This is a genomic window from Kineococcus siccus (assembly GCF_009906795.1).
GTDB lineage: Bacteria > Actinomycetota > Actinomycetes > Actinomycetales > Kineococcaceae > Kineococcus > Kineococcus siccus.
Genome location: NZ_JAAALN010000002.1, coordinates 1 through 19,674 on the forward strand (window position 1 = coordinate 1; position 19,674 = coordinate 19,674).

At 76.6% G+C, this 19,674-nt stretch carries 19 protein-coding genes; 11 read left to right on the forward strand and 8 right to left on the reverse strand.

The features are described 5' to 3' along the window. The first annotated feature begins 241 nt into the window (after nt 1-241). On the forward strand, nt 242-946 hold the full coding sequence (locus tag GTR02_RS00405; protein ID WP_166605499.1) for a response regulator: 705 nt from the start codon (nt 242-244) through the stop codon (nt 944-946). 1 nt (nt 947) lies between these two features. Next, nucleotides 948-1,904: an ATP-binding protein gene (locus GTR02_RS00410; protein WP_205708368.1), complete on the forward strand. Its 957-nt coding sequence runs from the start codon at nt 948-950 to the stop codon at nt 1,902-1,904. 21 nt (nt 1,905-1,925) lie between these two features. On the opposite strand, the gene GTR02_RS00415 is transcribed toward GTR02_RS00410, so the two are convergent. Then, nucleotides 1,926-2,867, reverse strand: a complete 942-nt coding sequence (locus GTR02_RS00415; RefSeq protein WP_166605500.1) for a 1,4-dihydroxy-2-naphthoyl-CoA synthase — start codon at nt 2,865-2,867, stop codon at nt 1,926-1,928. Nucleotides 2,868-3,027: 160 nt separating this feature from the next. Here GTR02_RS00415 and GTR02_RS00420 point away from each other — a divergent pair, with 160 nt between their 5' ends. Then, nucleotides 3,028-4,029: an o-succinylbenzoate synthase gene (locus GTR02_RS00420; protein WP_166605501.1), complete on the forward strand. Its 1,002-nt coding sequence runs from the start codon at nt 3,028-3,030 to the stop codon at nt 4,027-4,029. Here GTR02_RS00420 and GTR02_RS00425 read toward each other — a convergent pair. Then, nucleotides 4,011-4,394 carry a hotdog fold thioesterase gene (locus GTR02_RS00425; protein ID WP_166605574.1) on the reverse strand — a complete coding sequence of 128 codons (384 nt, stop codon included), beginning with the start codon at nt 4,392-4,394 and terminating at the stop codon, nt 4,011-4,013. The genes GTR02_RS00420 and GTR02_RS00425 overlap by 19 nt on opposite strands. Nucleotides 4,395-4,529: 135 nt before the next feature. Between GTR02_RS00425 and menD the strand changes: the two genes are divergently transcribed. From menD to GTR02_RS00455, 6 genes are all read left to right on the forward strand, one after another. Then, complete coding sequence (gene menD / locus GTR02_RS00430; RefSeq protein WP_166605502.1) at nt 4,530-6,251, forward strand: 2-succinyl-5-enolpyruvyl-6-hydroxy-3-cyclohexene-1-carboxylic-acid synthase; 1,722 nt, start codon at nt 4,530-4,532, stop codon at nt 6,249-6,251. After that, nucleotides 6,248-6,967 (forward strand): demethylmenaquinone methyltransferase, encoded by a 720-nt coding sequence (locus GTR02_RS00435; RefSeq protein ID WP_166605503.1) that lies wholly within the window; start codon nt 6,248-6,250, stop codon nt 6,965-6,967. Before menD ends, GTR02_RS00435 begins: the two co-directional genes overlap by 4 nt. Before the next feature lie 56 nt (nt 6,968-7,023). After that, entirely contained in the window at nt 7,024-8,322 is a 1,299-nt protein-coding gene (locus tag GTR02_RS00440; protein WP_338073478.1) for a geranylgeranyl reductase family protein, read from the forward strand. Continuing rightward, the gene (locus GTR02_RS00445; RefSeq protein ID WP_166605504.1) at nt 8,319-9,377 is read left to right on the forward strand and encodes a polyprenyl synthetase family protein; all 1,059 of its coding nucleotides are present in this window, start codon (nt 8,319-8,321) and stop codon (nt 9,375-9,377) included. Before GTR02_RS00440 ends, GTR02_RS00445 begins: the two co-directional genes overlap by 4 nt. Before the next feature lie 66 nt (nt 9,378-9,443). Continuing rightward, nucleotides 9,444-9,659 (forward strand): hypothetical protein, encoded by a 216-nt coding sequence (locus tag GTR02_RS00450; protein ID WP_166605505.1) that lies wholly within the window; start codon nt 9,444-9,446, stop codon nt 9,657-9,659. Nucleotides 9,660-9,696: 37 nt separating this feature from the next. Then, nucleotides 9,697-10,332 carry a rhomboid-like protein gene (locus tag GTR02_RS00455; RefSeq protein WP_166605506.1) on the forward strand — a complete coding sequence of 212 codons (636 nt, stop codon included), beginning with the start codon at nt 9,697-9,699 and terminating at the stop codon, nt 10,330-10,332. Here GTR02_RS00455 and GTR02_RS00460 read toward each other — a convergent pair. The 3 genes from GTR02_RS00460 to ligD all read right to left on the reverse strand — a co-directional run bounded on the left by GTR02_RS00460 (nt 10,329) and on the right by ligD (nt 14,299). Further along, nucleotides 10,329-11,453, reverse strand: coding sequence for a 5-methyltetrahydropteroyltriglutamate--homocysteine S-methyltransferase (locus GTR02_RS00460; RefSeq protein ID WP_166605507.1), 1,125 nt, complete (start codon nt 11,451-11,453; stop codon nt 10,329-10,331). The two genes, GTR02_RS00455 and GTR02_RS00460, sit on opposite strands and share 4 nt — an antisense overlap. Before the next feature lie 94 nt (nt 11,454-11,547). Further along, nucleotides 11,548-13,143 (reverse strand): methyl-accepting chemotaxis protein, encoded by a 1,596-nt coding sequence (locus GTR02_RS00465; RefSeq protein WP_166605508.1) that lies wholly within the window; start codon nt 13,141-13,143, stop codon nt 11,548-11,550. A 130-nt stretch (nt 13,144-13,273) separates the two neighbouring features. Further along, the gene (ligD, locus tag GTR02_RS00470) at nt 13,274-14,299 is read right to left on the reverse strand and encodes a non-homologous end-joining DNA ligase (protein ID WP_166605509.1); all 1,026 of its coding nucleotides are present in this window, start codon (nt 14,297-14,299) and stop codon (nt 13,274-13,276) included. A 55-nt stretch (nt 14,300-14,354) separates the two neighbouring features. Here ligD and GTR02_RS00475 point away from each other — a divergent pair, with 55 nt between their 5' ends. Beyond that, on the forward strand, nt 14,355-15,419 hold the full coding sequence (locus GTR02_RS00475; protein WP_166605510.1) for an ATP-dependent DNA ligase: 1,065 nt from the start codon (nt 14,355-14,357) through the stop codon (nt 15,417-15,419). Next, nucleotides 15,416-16,051 (forward strand): DUF998 domain-containing protein, encoded by a 636-nt coding sequence (locus GTR02_RS00480; protein WP_166605511.1) that lies wholly within the window; start codon nt 15,416-15,418, stop codon nt 16,049-16,051. Before GTR02_RS00475 ends, GTR02_RS00480 begins: the two co-directional genes overlap by 4 nt. Here GTR02_RS00480 and GTR02_RS00485 read toward each other — a convergent pair. From GTR02_RS00485 to GTR02_RS24080, 3 genes are read right to left on the reverse strand one after another with little or no spacing between them, the layout of a single operon-like run. Further along, a complete protein-coding gene (locus GTR02_RS00485; protein WP_166605512.1) occupies nt 16,009-17,043 on the reverse strand; it encodes an alpha/beta hydrolase-fold protein in 1,035 nt (344 codons plus the stop codon). The two genes, GTR02_RS00480 and GTR02_RS00485, sit on opposite strands and share 43 nt — an antisense overlap. Then, nucleotides 17,040-17,882, reverse strand: a complete 843-nt coding sequence (locus GTR02_RS00490) for a hypothetical protein (protein WP_205708370.1) — start codon at nt 17,880-17,882, stop codon at nt 17,040-17,042. The genes GTR02_RS00485 and GTR02_RS00490 overlap by 4 nt, the downstream gene beginning before the upstream one ends. Further along, nucleotides 17,879-19,603, reverse strand: a complete 1,725-nt coding sequence (locus tag GTR02_RS24080) for a phosphatidylglycerol lysyltransferase domain-containing protein (protein ID WP_166605513.1) — start codon at nt 19,601-19,603, stop codon at nt 17,879-17,881. Before GTR02_RS24080 ends, GTR02_RS00490 begins: the two co-directional genes overlap by 4 nt. Nucleotides 19,604-19,674: the final 71 nt, after the last annotated feature.

Consider the following 19,674-nt stretch of genomic DNA (forward strand, 5'->3'; position numbering starts at 1 on the left):
CGGCGGGCTCCGACGTCACGACACGGCCCGAGAACGAGCAGCCGGTGAGCGCGAGCGCCACGGCGGCCGACAGCAGCGTCCCGCTCGTCGCCCTGCGCACGCGGCCACCCTACGAGGGCGACCGGCGCCGACCGGCGGCTCCGGCCCGGTGCCGCGTCACGGTCCCGGCACACCTCGCCCGGTCCGGTCACACGCGCCGGCGCCGGTCTCGCGGTGGCGGGCGGGGGAGCATCATGACGAGGTGCCGACGATCCTGCTCGCCGACGACGAGTCGGCGATCACCGACAACCTCGCCCCGCTGCTGCGCCGCGCGGGCTACGAGGTGGTCGTGACCTCCGACGGCCGCCAGGCGCTGGACGGGATCCGCGCGCACGCGCCCGACCTCGTGGTGCTCGACGTGATGATGCCGGGGCTGGACGGCCGGGCCGTCCTGCGCACGCTGCGCGCCGAGCGGCGCAGCACGCCCGTCATCCTCCTGACGCAGGTGGGGGAGTCCAGCGAGCGGGCCATGGCCCTGGAGGAGGGCGCGGACGACTACCTGAACAAGCCGTTCGACCCGCAGGAGCTCATCGCCCGCATCCGCGCGGTGCTGCGGCGCGGCGCCGCCAGCGGGGGTGGGCTCGGGCAGTCGCCGCGGCTGCGCAGCGGGACCGTCGTGCTGGACCGGGTCTCCCAGCGCGTCTCGCGCGACGGCCGCGACGTCGTGCTCACCCCGCGCGCCACGGCCCTGCTCGCCTACCTCATGACCCACCCCGACGAGGTCATGACCCGGGAGCGGCTGCTGGAGGCGGTGTGGGGGTGGACGTTCCAGACCAGCACGCGCAGCGTCGACACCCGCGTCGCGGAGCTGCGGCGCGAGCTCGAGGTCGACTCGGGCGACCCGCAGCTCATCACGACCGTCCTGGGCACCGGCTACCGGTTCTCCGGCCGCGTCGAGAGCGCCTGAGGTGCGCGGGCGCGCGGCCCGCCGGGTCCTGCGCGGGCTGCCGCCGCTGCTCCCGGTCCTGGCCGGGGTGCTGCTGTGGGGGCTGTGGCGCGCGGGTGAGCTGCCCGGTGGTGCGAGCCGCGTCGGCGCGGAGGTCACCGCGCGCCCGGGGGACTGGGTGCTCGCGGCGGGCGCCCTCGCGACGGTCGTGCTCCTGCTCGGGGCGCTGCGCCGGCGCCGCGCCCGGGTGGCGCGCGAGCGTGCGCTGCGAGCGGTCGCCGCGCAGGGCGCGGGGGACCGGCAGCGCCTGGTCGGGCGCCTGGACCACGAGCTGAAGAACCCGCTGACCGCCATCCGCCTCGCGCTGGCCAACCTGGCCGCCGACGACCCCCGCCCGCAGCAGGCCGCCGGCCTGCGCAGCATCGAGGAGCAGGTCCTCCGGCTGAGCCGGCTCACCACCGACCTGCGGAAGATCGCCGACGTCGAGACCAGCCGCCTGGACACCACCGACGTCGACGTCACGGCCCTGCTCGAGGAGGCGCTCGAGGTCGTCGGGGAGCAACCCCGCGCGGCCGGGCGCACGCTGCGCCTGGACGCGCCCCGCGCCCCGTGGCCGCTGCCGCGCGTGCAGGGCGACGCCGACCTGCTGGTGCTGGCCTTCGTCAACCTCGTCGACAACGCCGTGAAGTACACCGCCGACGGCGCGACCGTGGAGGTGCGCGCGCGCGAGAGCGGGCCCGACGTCCTCGTCGAGGTCGCCGACACCGGTCACGGCATCAGCGCCGACGACCTGCCGCACGTCTGGGAGGAGCTGTTCCGCAGCCAGCAGGCGCGCGCCGTCCCGGGCAGCGGTCTCGGCCTGCCGTTCGTGCGCGCCGTCGTGCACCGCCACGGCGGGTCCGTGACCGCGGACAGCCGGGAGGGTGAGGGCACGGTCGTGCGCGTCGTGCTGCCCGTGCGGCAACCCGCCGAGGCGTGAGCGTCAGGAGTTCCCGGGCGGTCAGAAGTACCAGGGGAACGGGCTCCAGTCCGGGTCCCGCTTCTCCAGGAACGCGTCGCGGCCCTCGACGGCCTCGTCGGTCATGTACGCCAGTCGCGTCGCCTCGCCCGCGAAGACCTGCTGCCCCACGAGGCCGTCGTCGAGGGCGTTGAACGCGAACTTCAGCATCCGCTGCGCCGTCGGGGACTTGCCGTTGATCTCCGCGGCCCACTGCAGCGCCACGGCTTCCAGCTCCGCGTGGGGGACGACCTCGTTGACCATGCCCATGGCGTGCGCCTGCTCCGCGGTGTACGGCCGGCCCAGGAAGAAGATCTCCCGCGCGAACTTCTGGCCCACCTGCCGCGCGAGGTAGGCGGAGCCGAAACCCCCGTCGAAGGACCCGACGTCGGCGTCGGTCTGCTTGAACCGGGCGTGCTCGGCGCTCGCCAGCGTCAGGTCGGCGACGACGTGCAGGCTGTGCCCGCCGCCCGCGGCCCAGCCGCCGACGACGGCCACGACGACCTTCGGCATCATCCGGATCAGCCGCTGCACCTCGAGGACGTGCAACCGCCCGCCCTCGGCCTTCGCGCGCGCCGCGTCGACCGTGTCGGCGGTCTCGCCCTCGGCGTACTGGTAGCCCGAGCGGCCGCGGATGCGCTGGTCCCCACCAGAGCAGAACGCCCAGCCGCCGTCCTTCGGGCTCGGCCCGTTGCCGGTGAGCAGGACGCAGCCGACGTCGGGCGTGCGGCGGGCGTGGTCCAGCGTCCGGGCCAGCTCGTCGACGGTGCCGGGGCGGAACGCGTTGCGCACCTCGGGGCGGTCGAAGGCGATGCGCACCGTGCCGCGCTCGGGGCCCGGGCGCACGCAGCGGTGGTAGGTGACGTCGGTGAGGTCCTCGAACCCGGGCACCTCCGCCCACGCCGTCGCGTCGAAGGTCTCGCTGACACCGGGGAGGGCGGACACGTCGTCGAACGGTAGGGCATGGGTGCGGGAAGTCCCCCGATCGGGGCGGGCTGACAGTTGCGCTGCACCGAAAGCCCCAGGAGGGCCACGCAACCGCCTGACCGCGGCTCCGGGACAGCGGAACTGTCAGCCTCCGCGCAGCGCGGGCGAGACTGGTCCCGTGGACACGACCCCGGAGCAGCCGCCGCCGCTCGCGGACCTGCTGGCCGCCGCGCACGTCGTGCGCCTGCCGCTGCGCACGCGCTTCCGCGGCATCACCGAGCGCGAGGCGCTCCTGCTGCACGGGCCCGCGGGCTGGGGGGAGTTCTCCCCGTTCCTGGAGTACGGCCCCGCGGAGTCCTCGCGCTGGCTGGCCGCCGCGGTCGAGGCCGCGTGGGTGGGATGGCCTGCGGCGCAGCGCGGCAGCGTCGAGGTCAACGCGACCGTCCCCGCCGTCCCCGCCACCGCGGTGGCGGACGTGCTCGCGACCTTCCCCGGTTGCCGCACCGCGAAGGTGAAGGTGGCCGAACCCGGGCAGGGGCTCGCCGACGACCTCGACCGGGTCCGCGCCGTGCGCGAGGTGCTGGGGCCGCAGGGGCGCGTGCGCGTCGACGCGAACACCCTGTGGAGCGTCGACGAGGCCGAGCGGGCCCTGAGCGAGCTGGCCGTCGTGGGGCTCGAGTACGCCGAGCAGCCCTGCCGGACGCTGGAGGAGATGGCCGAGGTGCGCCGCCGCCTCGCGCGCGCGGGGACCCCCGTCCTGCTCGCCGCCGACGAGAGCATCCGCAAGGCCGAGGACCCGCTGCGGGTGGCGGGCCTGGAGGCCGCGGACGTCGTCGTCGTCAAGGTCGCGCCGCTGTCGGGGGTGCGGGCGGCGCTGGACGTCGTCGCGGCCTGCGGGCTCCCGGCCGTCGTCTCCAGCGCGCTCGACACCTCGGTCGGGCTCGCGGGCGGGCTCGCGCTGGCCGCCGCCCTGCCGGCGCTGCCGTTCGCGTGCGGGCTCGGCACGGCGGCGCTGCTGGCCGCCGACGTGCGCGCCGACCCGCTCCTGCCCGTGGACGGCGCGATCGCGGTCGGGCCGGCGCACGCCGACGCCGACCTCCTGGCGCGCCACCGGGCCCCCGCCGCGCGCGAGCGCTGGTGGCGCGAGCGGCTGGCCGCGGCCTACGCCGAGCTCGCCTGAGGCCCCGCCCCGGCGCCCGGCGGCAGCGGCCGCACGAGGTTGGTGATGCGCGCGGTGCAGACCCGCCGGCCGGCCTCGTCGGTGATGACGACCTCGTGGCTGCACAGGGTGCGGCCCAGCGTGATCGCGGTGGCGGTGCCGGTGACGACCCCCGACGTGACGGCGCGGTGGTGGGTGGCGTTGATGTCGGTGCCGACCACCTGGGCGTCGGGCCAGACGTGCAGCATCGAGCCCAGCGAGCCGAGCGTCTCGGCGAGCACGCAGCTCGCGCCCCCGTGCAGCAGGCCCATGACCTGCGTGTTGCCCTCCACCGGCATGGTCGCGACCATCCGCTGCGGCGACGCCTCCACGACGACGATGCCCATCCGCTCGATGAGCGTGCCGCGGCTGCGCCGGAGCACGTCGTCGAGGAGGGACGGGGGAGTGACATCGCTCACCCGGGGGAGGGTGCCACACGATCGGGGAGGGCACCGGCACCCCGGCGGGGGGAAGATCTGGGGGTGAACCCCTCGACCGCGCTGGCGACGGTCCTCGTCGACGCGCTGGTCCGCCTCGGACTGCGCCACCTCGTCCTCAGCCCCGGCTCGCGCAGCGCGCCGCTCGCCTACGCCGCCGCGGCCGCCGACGCCGCGGGCCGGCTGCAGCTGCACGTCCGCATCGACGAGCGCAGCGCCGGCTTCCTCGCCCTGGGCCTCGCCCGCGGGGGCGGTTCCCCCGCCGACGCGGGCCTCGTGGCCGTCGTCACCACGAGCGGGACGGCCGTCGCGAACCTGCACCCCGCCGTCCTCGAGGCCCACCACGCGGGCGTGCCGCTCATCGTCCTGTCCGCCGACCGGCCGCACGAGCTGCGCGGGTCCGGCGCGAGCCAGACCGCCGACGCGCAGGCGCGGATGTTCCTGCCCTCGGTGCGCTTCTCCGCCGACGTGCCGGCGCCCTCGGACCCGTGGCGGCAGGCGCCGGGCTGGCGCTCGACGGCCTCGCGCGCCGTCGCCGCCGCCCGCGGCCTGCGCGGGGGGACCCCGGGGCCCGTGCACCTCGACGTCGGCTTCGCCGACCCGCTCGTGCCGGGCGCCGACGACGTCGCCCTCACGGGCGAGACGGGCCTGACCCGCGTGGCCCTGCCCGAGGCGCCCCGCCCCGTCGTGCTGCCCCGCGGGCCTCGCACCCTGGTGCTCGCGGGCGACACCCCGGACCCGGCGGTGGGTGTGGCCGCGCGGGCGCTCGCGGAGCGCGCGGGCTGGCCCCTGCTGGCCGAACCCTCCTCGGGCGCGCGCGGCGGGCCGCAGGCCATCGGCCCCTACCGGCTGCTGCTCGACGCGGTCGACGAGGAGGGCCCGCTCGGCGCGGCCGTCCAGCGCGTCGTCGTGCACGGGCACCCGACCCTCTCGCGGCCCGTGACCCGGCTGCTGGCGCGCGACGACGTCGACATCGTCGTCGTCAGCCCCGGCGGCACGTGGGCCGACGCGGGCTTCCGCGCCGCGGCCGTGGTGCCGGCCGCCACCGTCGAGGAGCCGCCGGCCACGGGCGAGCACGCCTGGGCCGCGCGCTGGCAGCAGGCCGGCAAGCGCGCCACGGCCGCCGTCGACGCCGTGCTGGACGCGGAGGCGGCGCAGGGCCGGCTCAGCGGCCCGTGGATCGCCCGGGCCACGAGCGCCGCGTGCGCGGCCGACGGGGCGGCCCTCGTCGTCGCCGCCAGCAACGCCGTGCGCGACGTCGACCTGGCGGCGTTCCCCGACGGCGTCACGGCCGTCTCCAACCGCGGGCTCGCGGGCATCGACGGGACGGTGTCCACCGCCTCGGGCGTGGCCCTCGCGCGCACCGACCGCGGCGAGGCCGGCGCGCGCGTCCTCATCGGGGACCTGGCGTTCCTGCACGACGCCGGCGCCCTCGTGCTGGGCCCGGCCGAACCCCGCCCGGACCTCACCGTCGTGCTCGTCGACGACGACGGCGGCGGCATCTTCGAGACCCTCGAGCACGCCGGGGCCGTCGACCGCGCGGTGTTCGAGCGGGTGGTCGCGACCCCGCACGGCACCGACGTCGCGGCGCTCGCCGCGGCGCACCACGTGCCGCACGTGCTGGCGCGCACGCCCGCGGAGTTCCTGGCCGCGGTCACGCCCGCGCCGTCCGGGCTGCGCGTCGTCCAGGTGCGCGTCGAGCGCGCCGCGGTCCGGCCACGCCTCGAGGCGATCACCGCGGCGGTCCGGGAGAGGATGGCCGAGTGAGCACCCCCGCGCGCGAGACCGCCGACCTGACGAAGAAGCCGCACGAGGTGTCGGCGATGTTCGACGGCGTCGCCGAGCGCTACGACGTGACGAACGACCTGCTGTCCGCGGGCCAGGACCGGTGGTGGCGCCGGGCGGTCGTGCGGGCCGTCGACGCGCGCCCGGGGGAGCGGGTCCTCGACCTCGCCGCGGGCACCGGGACGTCGAGCGAGCCCTTCGCCGACCGCGGTGTGCTCACCGTCCCGTGTGACTTCTCTCTCGGCATGGTCCGCACGGGCAAGCGCCGGCGCCCCGACCTGGGCTTCGTGGCGGGCGACGCGACCCGCCTGCCGTTCGCCGACGGGGTGTTCGACGCGGTGACGATCAGCTTCGGCCTGCGCAACGTGGTGGACGTCGACGCGGCCCTGCGCGAGATGGCGCGGGTCGTCCGCCCGGGGGGCCGGCTGGTCGTCGCCGAGTTCTCTACCCCCCCGAACACGTTGCTGCACAAGGGCTACCGCTTCTACCTGCACCGCGTGCTGCCGCGCGTCGCCGCGCTCGTCAGCTCGCACAGCGACGCGTACACGTACCTGACGCGCTCGATCGACGCGTGGCCCGACCAGCGCACGCTCGCCGCGAGGATCGGCGCCGCGGGCTGGGCCGACGTCGCGTGGCGCGACCTGTCGGGCGGGATCGTCGCGCTGCACCGGGGCGTGCGGATCGGCCCGACGAACTAGACTGGCGAGTACTTCGTGAAAGCGTTCACGATCTCCCCGAGCAGCGGAGGACGAGGGTGCACGAGCCACACGTCGAGGCCGATGTCGTGGTCGTCGGTGCCGGGCCCGCGGGCTCCACGGCGGCCCGCTACCTCGCTGCCGGTGGGCGCCGCGTCGTCGTGCTGGAGAAGGCCGCGTTCCCGCGCGAGAAGGTGTGCGGCGACGGGCTGACGCCCCGCGCCGTCCGCGAGCTCGAGCTCATGGGCCTGCCCACGCCGCGCGAGGACGGCTGGATGCGCAACCAGGGCCTGCGGATGCTGGGCGGGGGCGTGCGCCTGCAGGTGCCGTGGCCGGACCTGGCCGAGTTCCCCGGTCACGGCCTCGTGCACACCCGCTCCCGCTTCGACGAGGCGCTGGCCCGGCACGCCGAGGCCGCGGGCGCGGACCTGCGCGAGCGCACGTCGGTCTCGGGCCCGGTCCTCGACGAGCGCACCGGCCACGTCGTCGGGGTGCGGGCGCGCCCGGTGGACGAGAAGGGCCGCAAGGCGGGCGAGGAGACCACCTACCGCGCGCCCGTGGTCGTCGCGGCCGACGGCGTCGGCGGCCGGCTGGCGCTGTCGATGGGCCTCGCCAAGCGCGACGACCGCCCGCTGGGCATCGCCGTGCGCACCTACTTCCGCAGCCCCCGCCACGACGACGACTGGCTCGAGAGCTGGCTGGAGCTGCGCGACGGCGAGCCGGGCGGCCGCGCCGGGGGCCTGCTACCCGGGTACGGCTGGGTGTTCGGCGTGGGCGACGGCACGAGCAACGTGGGCCTGGGCATCCTCGACTCCACGGCCGGGGCGGGCGACCTCGACTACCGGGACCTGCTTCGCCGCTGGCTCGCCGGCATGCCGCCGGAGTGGCGGTTCCGGCCCGAGGACCAGGTCGGGCCGATCCGCGGGGCCGCCCTGCCGATGGCGTTCAACCGCACCCCGCACTACACCCGCGGGCTCGTCCTCGTGGGCGACAGCGGGGGGATGGTCAACCCGTTCAACGGCGAGGGCATCGCCTACGCCATGCAGTCGGCGCGGCTCGCGGCCCAGGCCGTCGACACGGCGCTCGACGCCCCCGACGACCGCGGCCGCGAGCGCGCGCTGCAGGGCTACCCGGCGGCGGTTCGCGCGGACCTGGGCGGGTACTACACCCTGGGGCGTGTGTTCGTCTCGCTCATCGGCCACCCCGAGGTCATGCGCATCGCCACGCGCTTCGGCCTGCCGCGGCCCGGGCTGATGAAGCTCGTGGTCAAGCTGCTCGCCAACCTCGCCGACCCGACCTCGCGCGACGCCACGGACCGCGTCGTCGTGGCGCTGCAGCGTCTGGCCCCGGCGTCGTGAGCGCGCGCGGCAGCTCCACCCCGGCGGGCCGGGTCCTCGGCGGGACGGCCGTCGCGAGCGCGGCCTCGCTGCCCACGAGCGACGTCGACCTCGAGGCGTCGCTGCGCGAGGGCCTGGCCGTCGTGGAGGCGCGGCTGCGCGAGGCGGTGGGCAACACCGACCCGCTCGCCGACGCCACGTCGCGCCACCTCGTCCTCGCGGGCGGCAAGCGCGTGCGCCCGATGCTGACCCTGATCGCCGCCCACTTCGGCGACCCGACGTGCCCCGAGGTCACGTCCGCCGCGGTCGTCGTCGAGCTCACCCACCTCGCGTCCCTGTACCACGACGACGTCATGGACTCGGCGCCCACGCGGCGCGGTGCCGTTGCGGCGCACCAGAAGTGGGGCAACAACGTCGCGATCCTCACGGGCGACCTGCTGTTCGCGCGCGCCTCCAACGTCGTGGCCGACCTGGGTCCGCAGGCCGTGAAGATCCAGGCCGCGACCTTCGAGCGGCTGTGCCTCGGGCAGATGCGGGAGACGGTCGGCCCGGACCTGCACGACGACGCCGTCGCCCACTACCTGGGCGTGCTGTCGGACAAGACGGCCTCGCTCATCGCCACGGCCGGCCGCTTCGGCGCGATGTTCGCGGGCGCCGAGCCCCGCGTCGTGGACGCGATGGTCCGCTACGGCGAGGACGTCGGCGTCGCCTTCCAGCTCGCCGACGACGTGCTCGACCTCACGAGCGCGGTGGACGACTCGGGCAAGCGCCCGGGCACCGACCTGCGCGAGGGCGTGCCCACGCTGCCCGTGCTCTACGCGCGCCGCGCCGCCCGCGCGGGGGACGCGGAGGCCGCCGCGGTCGTCGCGCTGCTGGACTCCGGGCGGCTCGACGACGACGCCGTCCTCGCCGACGCCGTGGCGGGGCTGCGCGCGCACCCCGCGACCGAGGAGGCCCGCCGGACCGCCCGCGAGTGGGCCGAGCGGGCGACGACGCACCTCGCGGGCCTGCCCGACCGTCCCGCGCGCGACGCGCTGGCCACCTACGCCGCGACGGTGGCCGACCGCGTCGGTTGACCCGTCCGGGTGATCCGCGACGCGCTGCGGCGGGGCACCGCCGCCCGCGTCGGGCAGCATCGCGAGGTGCCCTCCCGACACCGCGCCTCCCCCCGCCCCGGCGGCGCGGGCGTCGCCGAGCGCCTCGGCCTCGTCCTCGCCGTGGCCTGCAGCGCCCTCGGGGTCCTGCTGACGGTGGAGGGGCTGCGCCCGGCGGCCATCGCGGTCGCCGCCGCCGGGCTCGCCCTCGCGGTCGCGGCCCTGCTGCTCGGCCGGGCCCGCCGTGCGCGCGGCGGCACCTGAGGGTCCGCCTCTGGGGGAGGTCGTGCACAGTGGGGCGGTGAGACGCCTGGCGTGGGTCCGGCGGGGTGGGCGGGGAGCCCTGCTGCGCGGCAGCGACCTCGCCCTGGTCTACGCGCTGGTCGTCGCCGCGGTCGCCGTCGCCCTGCACGCCGCTCCGGACCACCTGCAGGTCCGCTTCGTGCAGGAGACGAGCAGCAACCTCGTCAACCTCCGGCGCTTCCCGCTGCGCGTGCTGCTGCTCAGCGCGCTCGTCGTGCCGGACCTGGCGGGGCTGTGGATCCTCGTCCCGCTCGTGGTGGCCCTGACCGCGGCCACCCGGTGGCTGGGGCGCGGCCCGACCCTCGTGGCCCTGGTGTTCGGCCACGTCGGCGCCACCCTGTTCGTGGCGTCGCTGCTGCTGGCCGGGGTCACCGACGGGCGGCTGGACCCGAGCGTGGCCCGCGCTCCCGACGTCGGCGTCAGCTACGCCCTGGCCGGGGTGTGCGGGATGCTCGCGGCGCGGGTGCCCCGGCGCTGGCGCTGGGCGTACGTGCTCGTCCCGACGCTCGGGCTCGGCGCGGTGCTCGCCGCAGCCCCCGACTTCACGGCCGTGGGCCACCTCACGGCCCTGGCCATCGGCCTGGGCCTCGGGGCGGTCGCCCACCGCGCCGCGACGCCGGCGGCGGGGCCCTAGCCCCAGACCTCGGCGGCTGTCTCGACGACGAGCCGCAGCTTCGCGCGCTGCTCCTCGGCCGTGAGGGAGTTCCCCTCCACCGTGGAGGAGAACCCGCACTGCGGGGACAGGCACAGCTGCTCCAGCGGGACGTACCGCGCGGCCTCGTCGATCCGCCGCTTGAGCGCGTCCTTGTCCTCCAGCGCACCGCGCTTGGTCGTCACGAGGCCCAGCACGACGGTCTTGCCCGGCGGCACGAACCGCAGGGGCTCGAACCCGCCGCTGCGCTCGTCGTCGAACTCCAGGAAGTACCCGTCGACCGCGAGTTCGCCGAACAGCACCTCGGCGACGAAGTCGTACCCGCCCGAGGCGACCCACGAGGAGCGGAAGTTCCCGCGGCACAGGTGGGTCGTGACCCGCATCGACGCGGGACGGTCGGCGATGGCCGCGTTCATCTGGCGGACGTAGCGCTCGTGCTGGTGGGCGGCGTCGCGGCCCTGCCCCTGCAGGGCCTCGCGCTGCGCGGGGTCGTTGAGGTAGGCGAGGCTCGTGTCGTCCAGCTGCACGTGCGTGCAGCCCAGCTCGCCGAGCCCGGCCAGCTCCGCGGCGTAGGCCCGGCTCAGGTCGTCCCAGAACTCGCCCTCGTCGGGGTAGACGGCCGGGTCGAGCGCGGCGCGGCCGCCGCGGTAGTGGACCATGCTGGGCGAGGGGATCGTCAGCTTCGGCGTCGTCCCCGTGCCCTCCGCGGCGTCGCGCAGGAACGTGAAGTCGTCGCCGAAGATGGTCTCGCGCAAGCCGATCCGCCCGTCGACCTTCAGCGCGGCGGGCGCCCAGTCGAGGTCGCCGGCCTCGTTGTGGAAGGTCACGTGCAGCGTCTCCTGCGCGCGGGAGACGCCCGCCAGGCGGTAGATGAAGTCCATGTGCCACGTGGAGCGGCGGAACTCACCGTCGGTCACCGTCTGCAGCCCGGTCTCGGACTGCAGGGCCACGGCGTCGCGCACCGCGACGTCCTCCGCGGCCCGCAGACCGGCCGCGTCCAGCTCCCCGCGGGCGGCCTGCTCGCGCGCCTCGAGGAGCGCCGCGGGTCGCAGCAGGCTCCCCACGTGGTCGGCGCGGAAGGGCGGTTCGAGCCTGCGTGCCACGGGGGTCCCCTCGTCCTCGGGTGCGTCGCGGCGACGCTACAACACCGCTGCGCCACCGCGACCCGGGTGCGACCCCGCAGGACGCGGTGCGACCTCAGACCCGGAAGCGGCTCACCAGCGTCGTCAGCTCGCCCGCCATCCGGGACAGCTCCTCGGTCGCGGCGCGGGTGTCGTCGACGCCCTGCCGGGTCGCGGCCGCCGCGCCCGCGATGTGCTGGATGCCCGCGGCGATGTCGGACGTGCCGGTGGCGGCCTCGCCCACGTTGCGGCTCATCTCGGCGGTCGTGGCGCTCTGCTCCTCCACCGCGGAGGCGATGGTCGTCTGGAAGGAGTTGATGTCGCCGATGACCTCGCTGATGCCGGCGATGGCGCGCACGGCGTCCCCGGTGTCGCCCTGGATGGAGCTGACGCGGGCGACGATGTCCTCGGTGGCGCGCGCGGTCTGGGCCGAGAGCTCCTTGACCTCGCCGGCGACGACCGCGAACCCCTTGCCCGCGTCACCCGCACGGGCCGCCTCGATGGTGGCGTTCAGCGCGAGCAGGTTGGTCTGCTCGGCGATCGCGGTGATGGTCTTCACGACGTCGCCGATCTGCAGGGACGACTGGCCCAGGCGCGCGACGGTGACGCTCGTCTGCTCGGCCAGCCCCGCGGCGCGCGCGGCGACCGTGGTGGCGTCCGCGGCGCCCGAGGAGATCTCCCGGATCGCGGCCTGCATCTCGTCCGCGCCGGCGGCGACGGTCCCGACGCTCGCGGAGACCCGGCCCGCGACGTCCGCCGCGGTCTGCGCGGCCTGCGCGGTGTCGCCCGCGGCGCCCGCGATGCGCTCGGAGCTCGACGACAGCTGGCTGGACGCCGCGGCCAGCGAGGTCGCCGAGGAGACGACGGCCGTGACCGTCTCGCGCACGCCCTGCTGGGCGCGGGTCAGGGCGTCGGCCATCCGGCCGACCTCGTCGCGGCCGTGGCTGCCGGGGGAGACCGTGAGGTCACCCGCGGCCATCGCCTCGAGCGAGGCGGACACGGCGCCGAGCGGGCGCACGATGAGGCGCGTCGCCCGCACCGCCAGGGCCAGGGCGAGGGTCAGGCCCACCAGCAGGGCGACGACCACGGCCGTGCGGGCCTCGTCCGCCGTGGCGCGCGCGGCGGCCACGGTCGCGGCGGCCTCGGCGTCCTCGGCGGCCTCGGCCAGGTCGAGCGCGTCGGCGAGGACGCTGATGACGGGCTGCGCGACGTCGTTGCTGGCGGCGGCCCACGCGACCGCGTCGCGGGCGTCGGACAGCGGCAGCAGCTGCGCGTCGCGGATCGAGCGCCACTGCGCCCAGCCGTCGACGAACGCCTTCCACTGCACCGGGTCGGCCACCCCCGTGGCCTCGTACGTCGCGGCCCAGTCGTCGAGCTCGGCGTCGCTGTCGGCGATCTTGCCCCGCAGCTCGGCCTTGCCCTCGGTGTCCGGCGCCGCGGCGTGCTGCGCCACGAGCATGCGGGTCTTGATCTCCTCCTGGTGCACCCGGCCCAGGGCGGTCAGCCCGACGACGTTGCGCTCGCGCACCTGCGCGGTCTGCTCGGCGACGCTCGACAGCGCGCTCACGGACAGGACGCCCACGGCGGCCGAGACGGCCGCCAGGACCCCCACGGACGACAGGATCTTGGTGCCGACGCGCCGGTCGGCGAACCAGCCGTGGGAGTTCGTCATGGGGAGGTGTCCTCGGGGTCGAGCGGGGCGGGCCGGCGAGTGCCGGTGCACTGTGCTCATCGGCGTCCCCGCCCGCCGCTTGAGGCGCACTTCTAGATCGTGACCAGGAGGGCCCGGGGGCTGCCCGCGCTCAGGTGTCCGAGCGGGCCCGCGAGGGCTGCACGCGCTTCGGCTCGCCGGGCATCTTCGGGTAGTTCGGCGGGTACGGCAGGTCCCCGAGGCCGCCCGCCTCGTCGCGGTCGGCGAGCTCCAGCAGGGCGTCGAGGGAGTGCACCCGGGCCCGGCGGCCGGCCCACAGGTCGCCGAGGGCCGCGTACCGGTCCGCGAACGTCAGCAGGGTGAAGTCGTCGGGGTCGGCCCCCGCGGCGAGCTCCTCCCACGTCAGCGGCGCCGACACGGTCGCGCGGGCGGTGCGGCGCAGCGAGTAGGCGCTCGCGATGGTCCGGTCGCGCGCGTTCTGGTTGTAGTCGACGAAGACCTGCCGGCCGCGCTCCTCCTTCCACCACGCGGTGGTCACGCGGCCACCCGCGCGGCGCTCGACCTCACGGGCGAGGGCGATCGCGGCGCGGCGCACCTCGGTGAACGTCCAGCGGGGTTCGATCGAGACGAACACGTGCAGGCCGCGGCCCCCGGACGTCTTCACGGCCGCGTCCCAGCCGAGTTCGTCGAGGTAGGGCCGCAGCACGTCGAGGGCGACCGCCGCGGCCTCGGGGAAACCCGTGCCCGGCTGCGGGTCGAGGTCGATCCGCAGTTCGTCCGGGTGCTCGACGTCGGGGGCCGTGCAGTGCCACGGGTGGAACGTGATGGTGGCCTGCTGCGCGGCCCAGACGAGGGCGGGCGCGGCCTCGGGCTTCAGGGCGTCGGCGCTGCGGCCCGAGGGGAACTGCACCCGCACGGTGGCGACGTGGTCGGGGGCGTGCGCGGGAACCCGCTTCTGGTACACCTCCTCGCCCTCGATGCCGTCGGGGAACCGCTGCAGGTACGTGGGGCGGTCGCGCACGGCCTCGAGCAGCGCCGGGGCCACGAGGCGGTAGTGCTCCACGACCGCGCGCTTGGTGCCGCGCTCGCCGAGGCCCGGGTAGTAGACCTTGTCGGGGCTGGTCAGCCGCACGGGCACCCCGTCGACGTCGATCTCCTCAGCCGGTGGCTTGGCCATGCGGTTCCCCTCTCGCCTGACGCGGAGACTACGGGCCCGAGGGCATGATGAGCCCGTGGACCTCCCCGTGATGCCGCCCGTCGCCCCGATGCTGGCCAAGCCGGCCGCGGGGATCCCCGCGGGGCAGCACTACGAACCCAAGTGGGACGGCTTCCGCTCGATCGTGTTCCGCGACGGCGACGACGTCGAGATCGGCAGCCGCAACGAGAAGCCCCTGACGCGCTACTTCCCGGAGGTCGTCGAGCTCGTGCTCGCGAACCTCCCGGAGCGCAGCGTCGTCGACGGCGAGATCGTCATCGCCGACACCGACCGGAACACCCTCGACTTCGAGGCGCTGCAGCAGCGCATCCACCCCGCCGCGAGCCGCGTGACGACGCTGTCGCAGCAGACGCCCGCGAGCTTCGTGGCGTTCGACCTGCTGGCCCTGGGCGACGAGGACCTCACGTCGCGGCCGCTGACGCAACGGCGCGCCCTGCTCGAGGAGGCGCTCGCGGGCGCCGCGCCCGGGGTGCACGTGACCCCCGCGACGCGCGACGCCGACGTCGCGCAGCGCTGGTTCGAGCAGTTCGAGGGGGCGGGTCTGGACGGCCTCGTCGCGAAGGCGCTGGACCTGCGCTACCTGCCGGACAAGCGGGTCATGACGAAGGTCAAGCACGAGCGCACGGCCGACTGCGTCGTGGCCGGGTACCGCGTGCACAAGTCCGGGCCGGACGCGCTGGGGTCGCTGCTGCTGGGGTTGCACGACGAGCGCGGGGTCCTGGTCTCCGTGGGGGTGGCGGGCTCGTTCACCATGGCGCGCCGCCGGGAGCTGCTCGCGGAGCTGCAGCCCCTCGTGACGACGTTCGACGACCACCCGTGGGCCTGGGCGAAGCAGGCCGACGGCGAGCGCACGCCGCGCAAGTCCGAGACCAGCCGGTGGAACGCGGGCAAGGACCTGTCGTTCGTGCCGCTGCGGCCCGAGCGGGTCGTCGAGGTGCGCTACGACTACATGGAGGGGGCGCGGTTCCGGCACACGACGCAGTTCGTGCGCTGGCGCCCCGACCGGGAGGCGGCCTCGTGCCGCTACGACCAGCTGGAGCGGCCGGTCTCCTTCGACCTGGCCGAGGTCCTGCGCTCGTGAGGTCGCGCGCCGCGGGGACGGGCGTCCTCGCGGTCGCGGTCGTGGCGGCCGTCGCGAACGCCAACTTCCTGCTGGCGGGGCCGCTGGGCTCGCCGCTGGACCTCGGGCGCGACGTCATCAGCGACCTGTCGGCGGCGGGTCAGCCGGGCGCCGGGTGGTTCCGGCTGGGCGACGCGGTGGCCGGGCTGGGTTCGGCCGTGCTCGCCGTCCCGCTGCTGCGCAGCGCCGTCCGGGCCCGCCGGCTGCGCGCCGCGGCGCTGCTGGCCTTCGGCGTCGGCACGCTCGTGTCCGCCCTCGTGCCGGTGTCGGCCTCGGCCCTGCTGCACGACGGCGTCAGCGTCGCCGGGACGGCGGGGGCGCTGGGCGGGGTCGTGGTCCTCGCCTGGTGCCACCGCGAGCGGCTGCCGCGGCCGCACGCGCTGCTGACGCTCCTCGCCGCGGCGCTCACCGTGGCGACGGGGGTCTGGGAGGTGCTCACGTTCGCCGCGGGCGGCAACGGCGGCGGCGGGAACGCCCAGCGCGTGCAGGTGTGCGCGCTGTCGGCGTGGCTCGTGCTCGAGGCCGTCGACGTCGTGCGCGCCGGTGCCCGTCAGGACGACGGGAGGAAGCGGGCCGCGAACACCAGGCCGTAGGGCAGGGCGATCCGCGCGGTGTTCCAGGTGTGACCCTGACCGGCCTCGTCGCGCCGCAGCACGGGCCAGCCCCGCGCCCGCAGCTCCGCCTCGACGTGGTCGGTGTCGGCCTGCTCCGCGGCGACCGCGTCGGTGCCGATGTCGAGGAACACCGGCACCGGCGCCGGGACGGCGATCGTCGGCAGGTAGTGCGACGGCGAGACGGCGGCGAACTCGGCCGCCGTCAGCTCCCGCCGCCAGTCCGGGCCGGGGTCGCCGTACGGCTCGATCGCCAGGACCGGCCCGAACAGGTCGCGGTGCCGCAGCCCCTGGTCGAGCGCGCAGTACCCGCCCGCCGACATGCCACCGATGATGCGCGCGGCCGGCCGGGCGTCGGTGCGGAAGTGCGCGTCGACGTAGGGCACGACGACGGTCGTGAGGTACCGCTCGACCTGCGGGCCGCCGTGCGGGTCGTCGAGGCACTCGGTGTCGCGCAGCCCGCCGCCGTTGGTGTCGGGGGCCACGACGATCATCGGCGGCACCAGGTGGTGGCGGATGAGGACGTCGAGGGTGTCCGCCGCGTCGCCGGCCGCGAACCAGTCCGTCGACCGGCCCGGCGAGCCGTGCAGCAGGTAGGCCACGGGGTAGCGGCGCGCGCCCCCCGCGCGGTACCCCGGGGGCAGGTAGACGTAGGTGGTGCTGGGCGGGACGCGCAGCGCGGGCGACCCGATCCGCACCGTCTGCACGACCCCGCCGGCGGTGCCGACGCGGCCCGTGACGAGGAAGCCCAGCGCCTGCGGCGTCGGCACGTACGCCGAGAGCGCGTTGGCCACGGTCGCGGCGGCGAGGACGGTCGCGAGCAGCGCAGGGGCGAGCAGCCGTCGCCACCACCGGCGCCGCACGACGAGGACGGCCAGCAGGCCCGCCGCGAGGGCGCACGCGCCGGCCGCCAGCGGCCAGGAGTCGAACCACCCGCTGCCCGGCGCGAGCTCGCGGAGCACCTCGGGGCTCACCTCCGCCCCGCCCGGGCGGTCCCGCGTTCGCGGCCGGCCGGCGCCTCGGCGAGCACCGCGGCGGGGGCGCCGGCCAGGACGAGTGCGGCGCCGAGGACCGCGACGACCGCGACGACGGCCGCGGCCAGCCAGCCCTTCCGGACGCCGTCGCCCAGGAGCAGGGCGCCGAGCACCGCGGGGACGACGACCTCCACGGCCCACAGCAGGGCCGTGGCCGCCCCGACCGACCCGCGCTCCAGGGCCGCCGCGTACGCCCAGGTGCCCACGGCCCCGGCGACCAGGACGGTCCAGGTCAGCGGCCGCGTCACCAGCGCGGTGAGGCCGCCGTGCAGGTCGACGGCGCGCGCGGCCAGCGCCGCGACGGAGTAGGCGAGCCCGGCCAGGACCGCGAGGGCCGCGGACGGGGCCCGGCGCAGCAGCGGCGCCGCCACCCCCAGCAGCACCGCCCCACCCGCGAGGGCGGCGACCGCGGCGCCACCGGCGCGCGGGGCCGCCTGCTCGCTGCCCGCGCCCCCCACGACGGCGAGCGCCGCGACCATCGCGAGCACCGCCACGACGTCGCGGCGGCGCAGCACGGCCCGCAGGAGGACCCGGGCGAGCACGACGGTCAGCGCGAGCGACCCCGCGAGCAGCGCCTGCACCGCGAAGGCGGGCAGGCGCCGCAGCGCCAGCAGGGACAGCAGCCAGGAGACGCCGTCCGCCCCGAGGCCCGCGAGGTAGGCCGGGGAGCGCAGCAGGTCGCGGGGCGAGGCGCCGCCGCGCACGCCGACCGCCTGCAGGACCGACCCGGCGGCGTAGCCGACGGCGGCGAGCACGGCCGCGGCCAGCGCGGTGCTCACCGCGCCGTCGCGGCGGTGCGCGCCCCGAGGAAGCGGCCGACGACGGGCAGGTCCGCGAGCCCCTCGGCCCCGGCGATGGTCAGGCCCTGGGCCGCCGAGAACTCCACCGAGTCCAGGACCACGTAGCGCGGCACCCACTGCGGGTCGTACTTGGCGTTGAACCGCCACAGCGACTCGATCTGGGCGCTGTGCGAGAGGGCGTGCAGCGCACGGCGTCCCAGGTCGGCGCCGCGGCCCTCGCGCTCGCCCGCGACGACCTCGCGCAGCACGGCGAAGTTCAGCCCGAGGCCCCGCATGCCCCGCTCGGCGAGGTGCTGCGCGGTGGCGACGATGAGCAGGTCGGTGAGGCCGTTGGGCACGTCCTCGGCCGTGGAGCGGCGCATGACGTCGAGGGAGTAGCCGTCCACGGCGGCCGCCGGGACCCACTGCACGAACCCCGCGGCCCGCCCGTCGGCGAAGCGCGCGACGCTCACCAGGACGCCCGTGTCGGCCGGGTCGAACATCCGCGAGAGCGTCATGGAGTACCCGCGCTCGGCCTCGCCGCGGCGGCTGTCCCCGCTGAGCCCCTCCAGGTCGGCCCGCTCGGCGTCGGTGAGGGACGGGCCGTCGTGGAACGTCACCGTGACGCCGGCCTTCTGCACGCGGTTGACGGCGCCGCGCAGGCTCTTCATCGCCTTGCCCTGCAGCGAGAACGACTGGCAGTCCAGGACGGCCTCGTCACCCAGGTACACGGGCCGCAGGCCCGTCGCCTCGTACAGCGGCAGCCACTCGGTGCCCGCGCCGACGACGGCCACCGACCAGCCGTGCCGCTCGACGTGCCCGAGGAACTCGGTGAGCAGCGCGCCGCGCCGGTCGGGCGGGCCGATGGGGTCGGGGGAGACGAGGCACACGCCGTTGCGCACGCTGTGCGCGACGACGCCGTCCTCGGCGAAGAAGAAGTCCTTGTCGTCGCGCAGGGCGAAGTAGTCCAGCGTGCCGCCGCCCCAGCGGGCGACGACCTCGCGGGCGCGCTCGCGCTCGGTCCTGCGCTCCGCGGCGGAGAGGCGGACCGCGGCGCGCGGGCCGAGCAGGACGGCCAGCAGCAGGACCAGCAGGCTGAGGCCCAGGATCAGCAGGGTCGGGCTGAGCAGCGGGTCCACGAGCGACCCGCCCCGGCCGTGCAGGTGCGGCAGCGGCGACCGGCGGTCGCCCACGAGGCGCTCGACGACGGCGCGGACGGTCTCGCCGGGGTGGCGCTCCGCCCCCACGCCGACGACGAGCGCGGCCGAGACCAGGAGGGTCGTCAGGAACCCGGCGACGAGGACCCGGCCGGCGCGGCGCGCCCGGGCCGCCGAGGGCAGCACGGGGAAGGCGCGCACGCGGGTCGCGAGCCACGTGGCGACGCCGAGGTCGAGCAGCGCCTCCTCGCCGTCGACGCCCTTGAGCAGGTGCAGCACGGCGGAGGTGAGCAGGAGCGCCACGGTGACCGCCCACGCGAGGCGGAGCCCGCGGCGCAGTCCCGCGGCGAGCGGCAGCAGGGCCACCGAGACCGGGACCAGGACCGTGCGGGCGCCCAGGGGCACCCCGAGCGGCAGGACCTCGAGCAGGGGGCCGAAGCGGTCCCGCAGGGGCGGGGTGAGGGCGGAGACCAGTCCGAGGACCGCGACGACCCCGACGAGGACGGCGGCGGCCCGGCGGGTCCGCTCGCGCCGGGCGCGGCCGGCGAGCAGGGGAGGGAGCACGCACAGCAGAGTGCGCCCGTTTCCTCAGCCGGGACCGGGATCCGGCGGCATCCACCGGCAACTCCCAGGTG

Bases quoted from the DNA above. Each gene is read 5' to 3' on its own strand.
- GTR02_RS00425 (WP_166605574.1), bottom strand. From the start codon at position 4,394: ATGGGCATCGTCGTCGTGGAGGCGTCGCCGCAGCGGATGGTCGCGACC.
- GTR02_RS00465 (WP_166605508.1), bottom strand. From the start codon at position 13,143: ATGACGAACTCCCACGGCTGGTTCGCCGACCGGCGCGTCGGCACCAAG.
- ligD (WP_166605509.1), bottom strand. From the start codon at position 14,299: ATGGCCAAGCCACCGGCTGAGGAGATCGACGTCGACGGGGTGCCCGTG.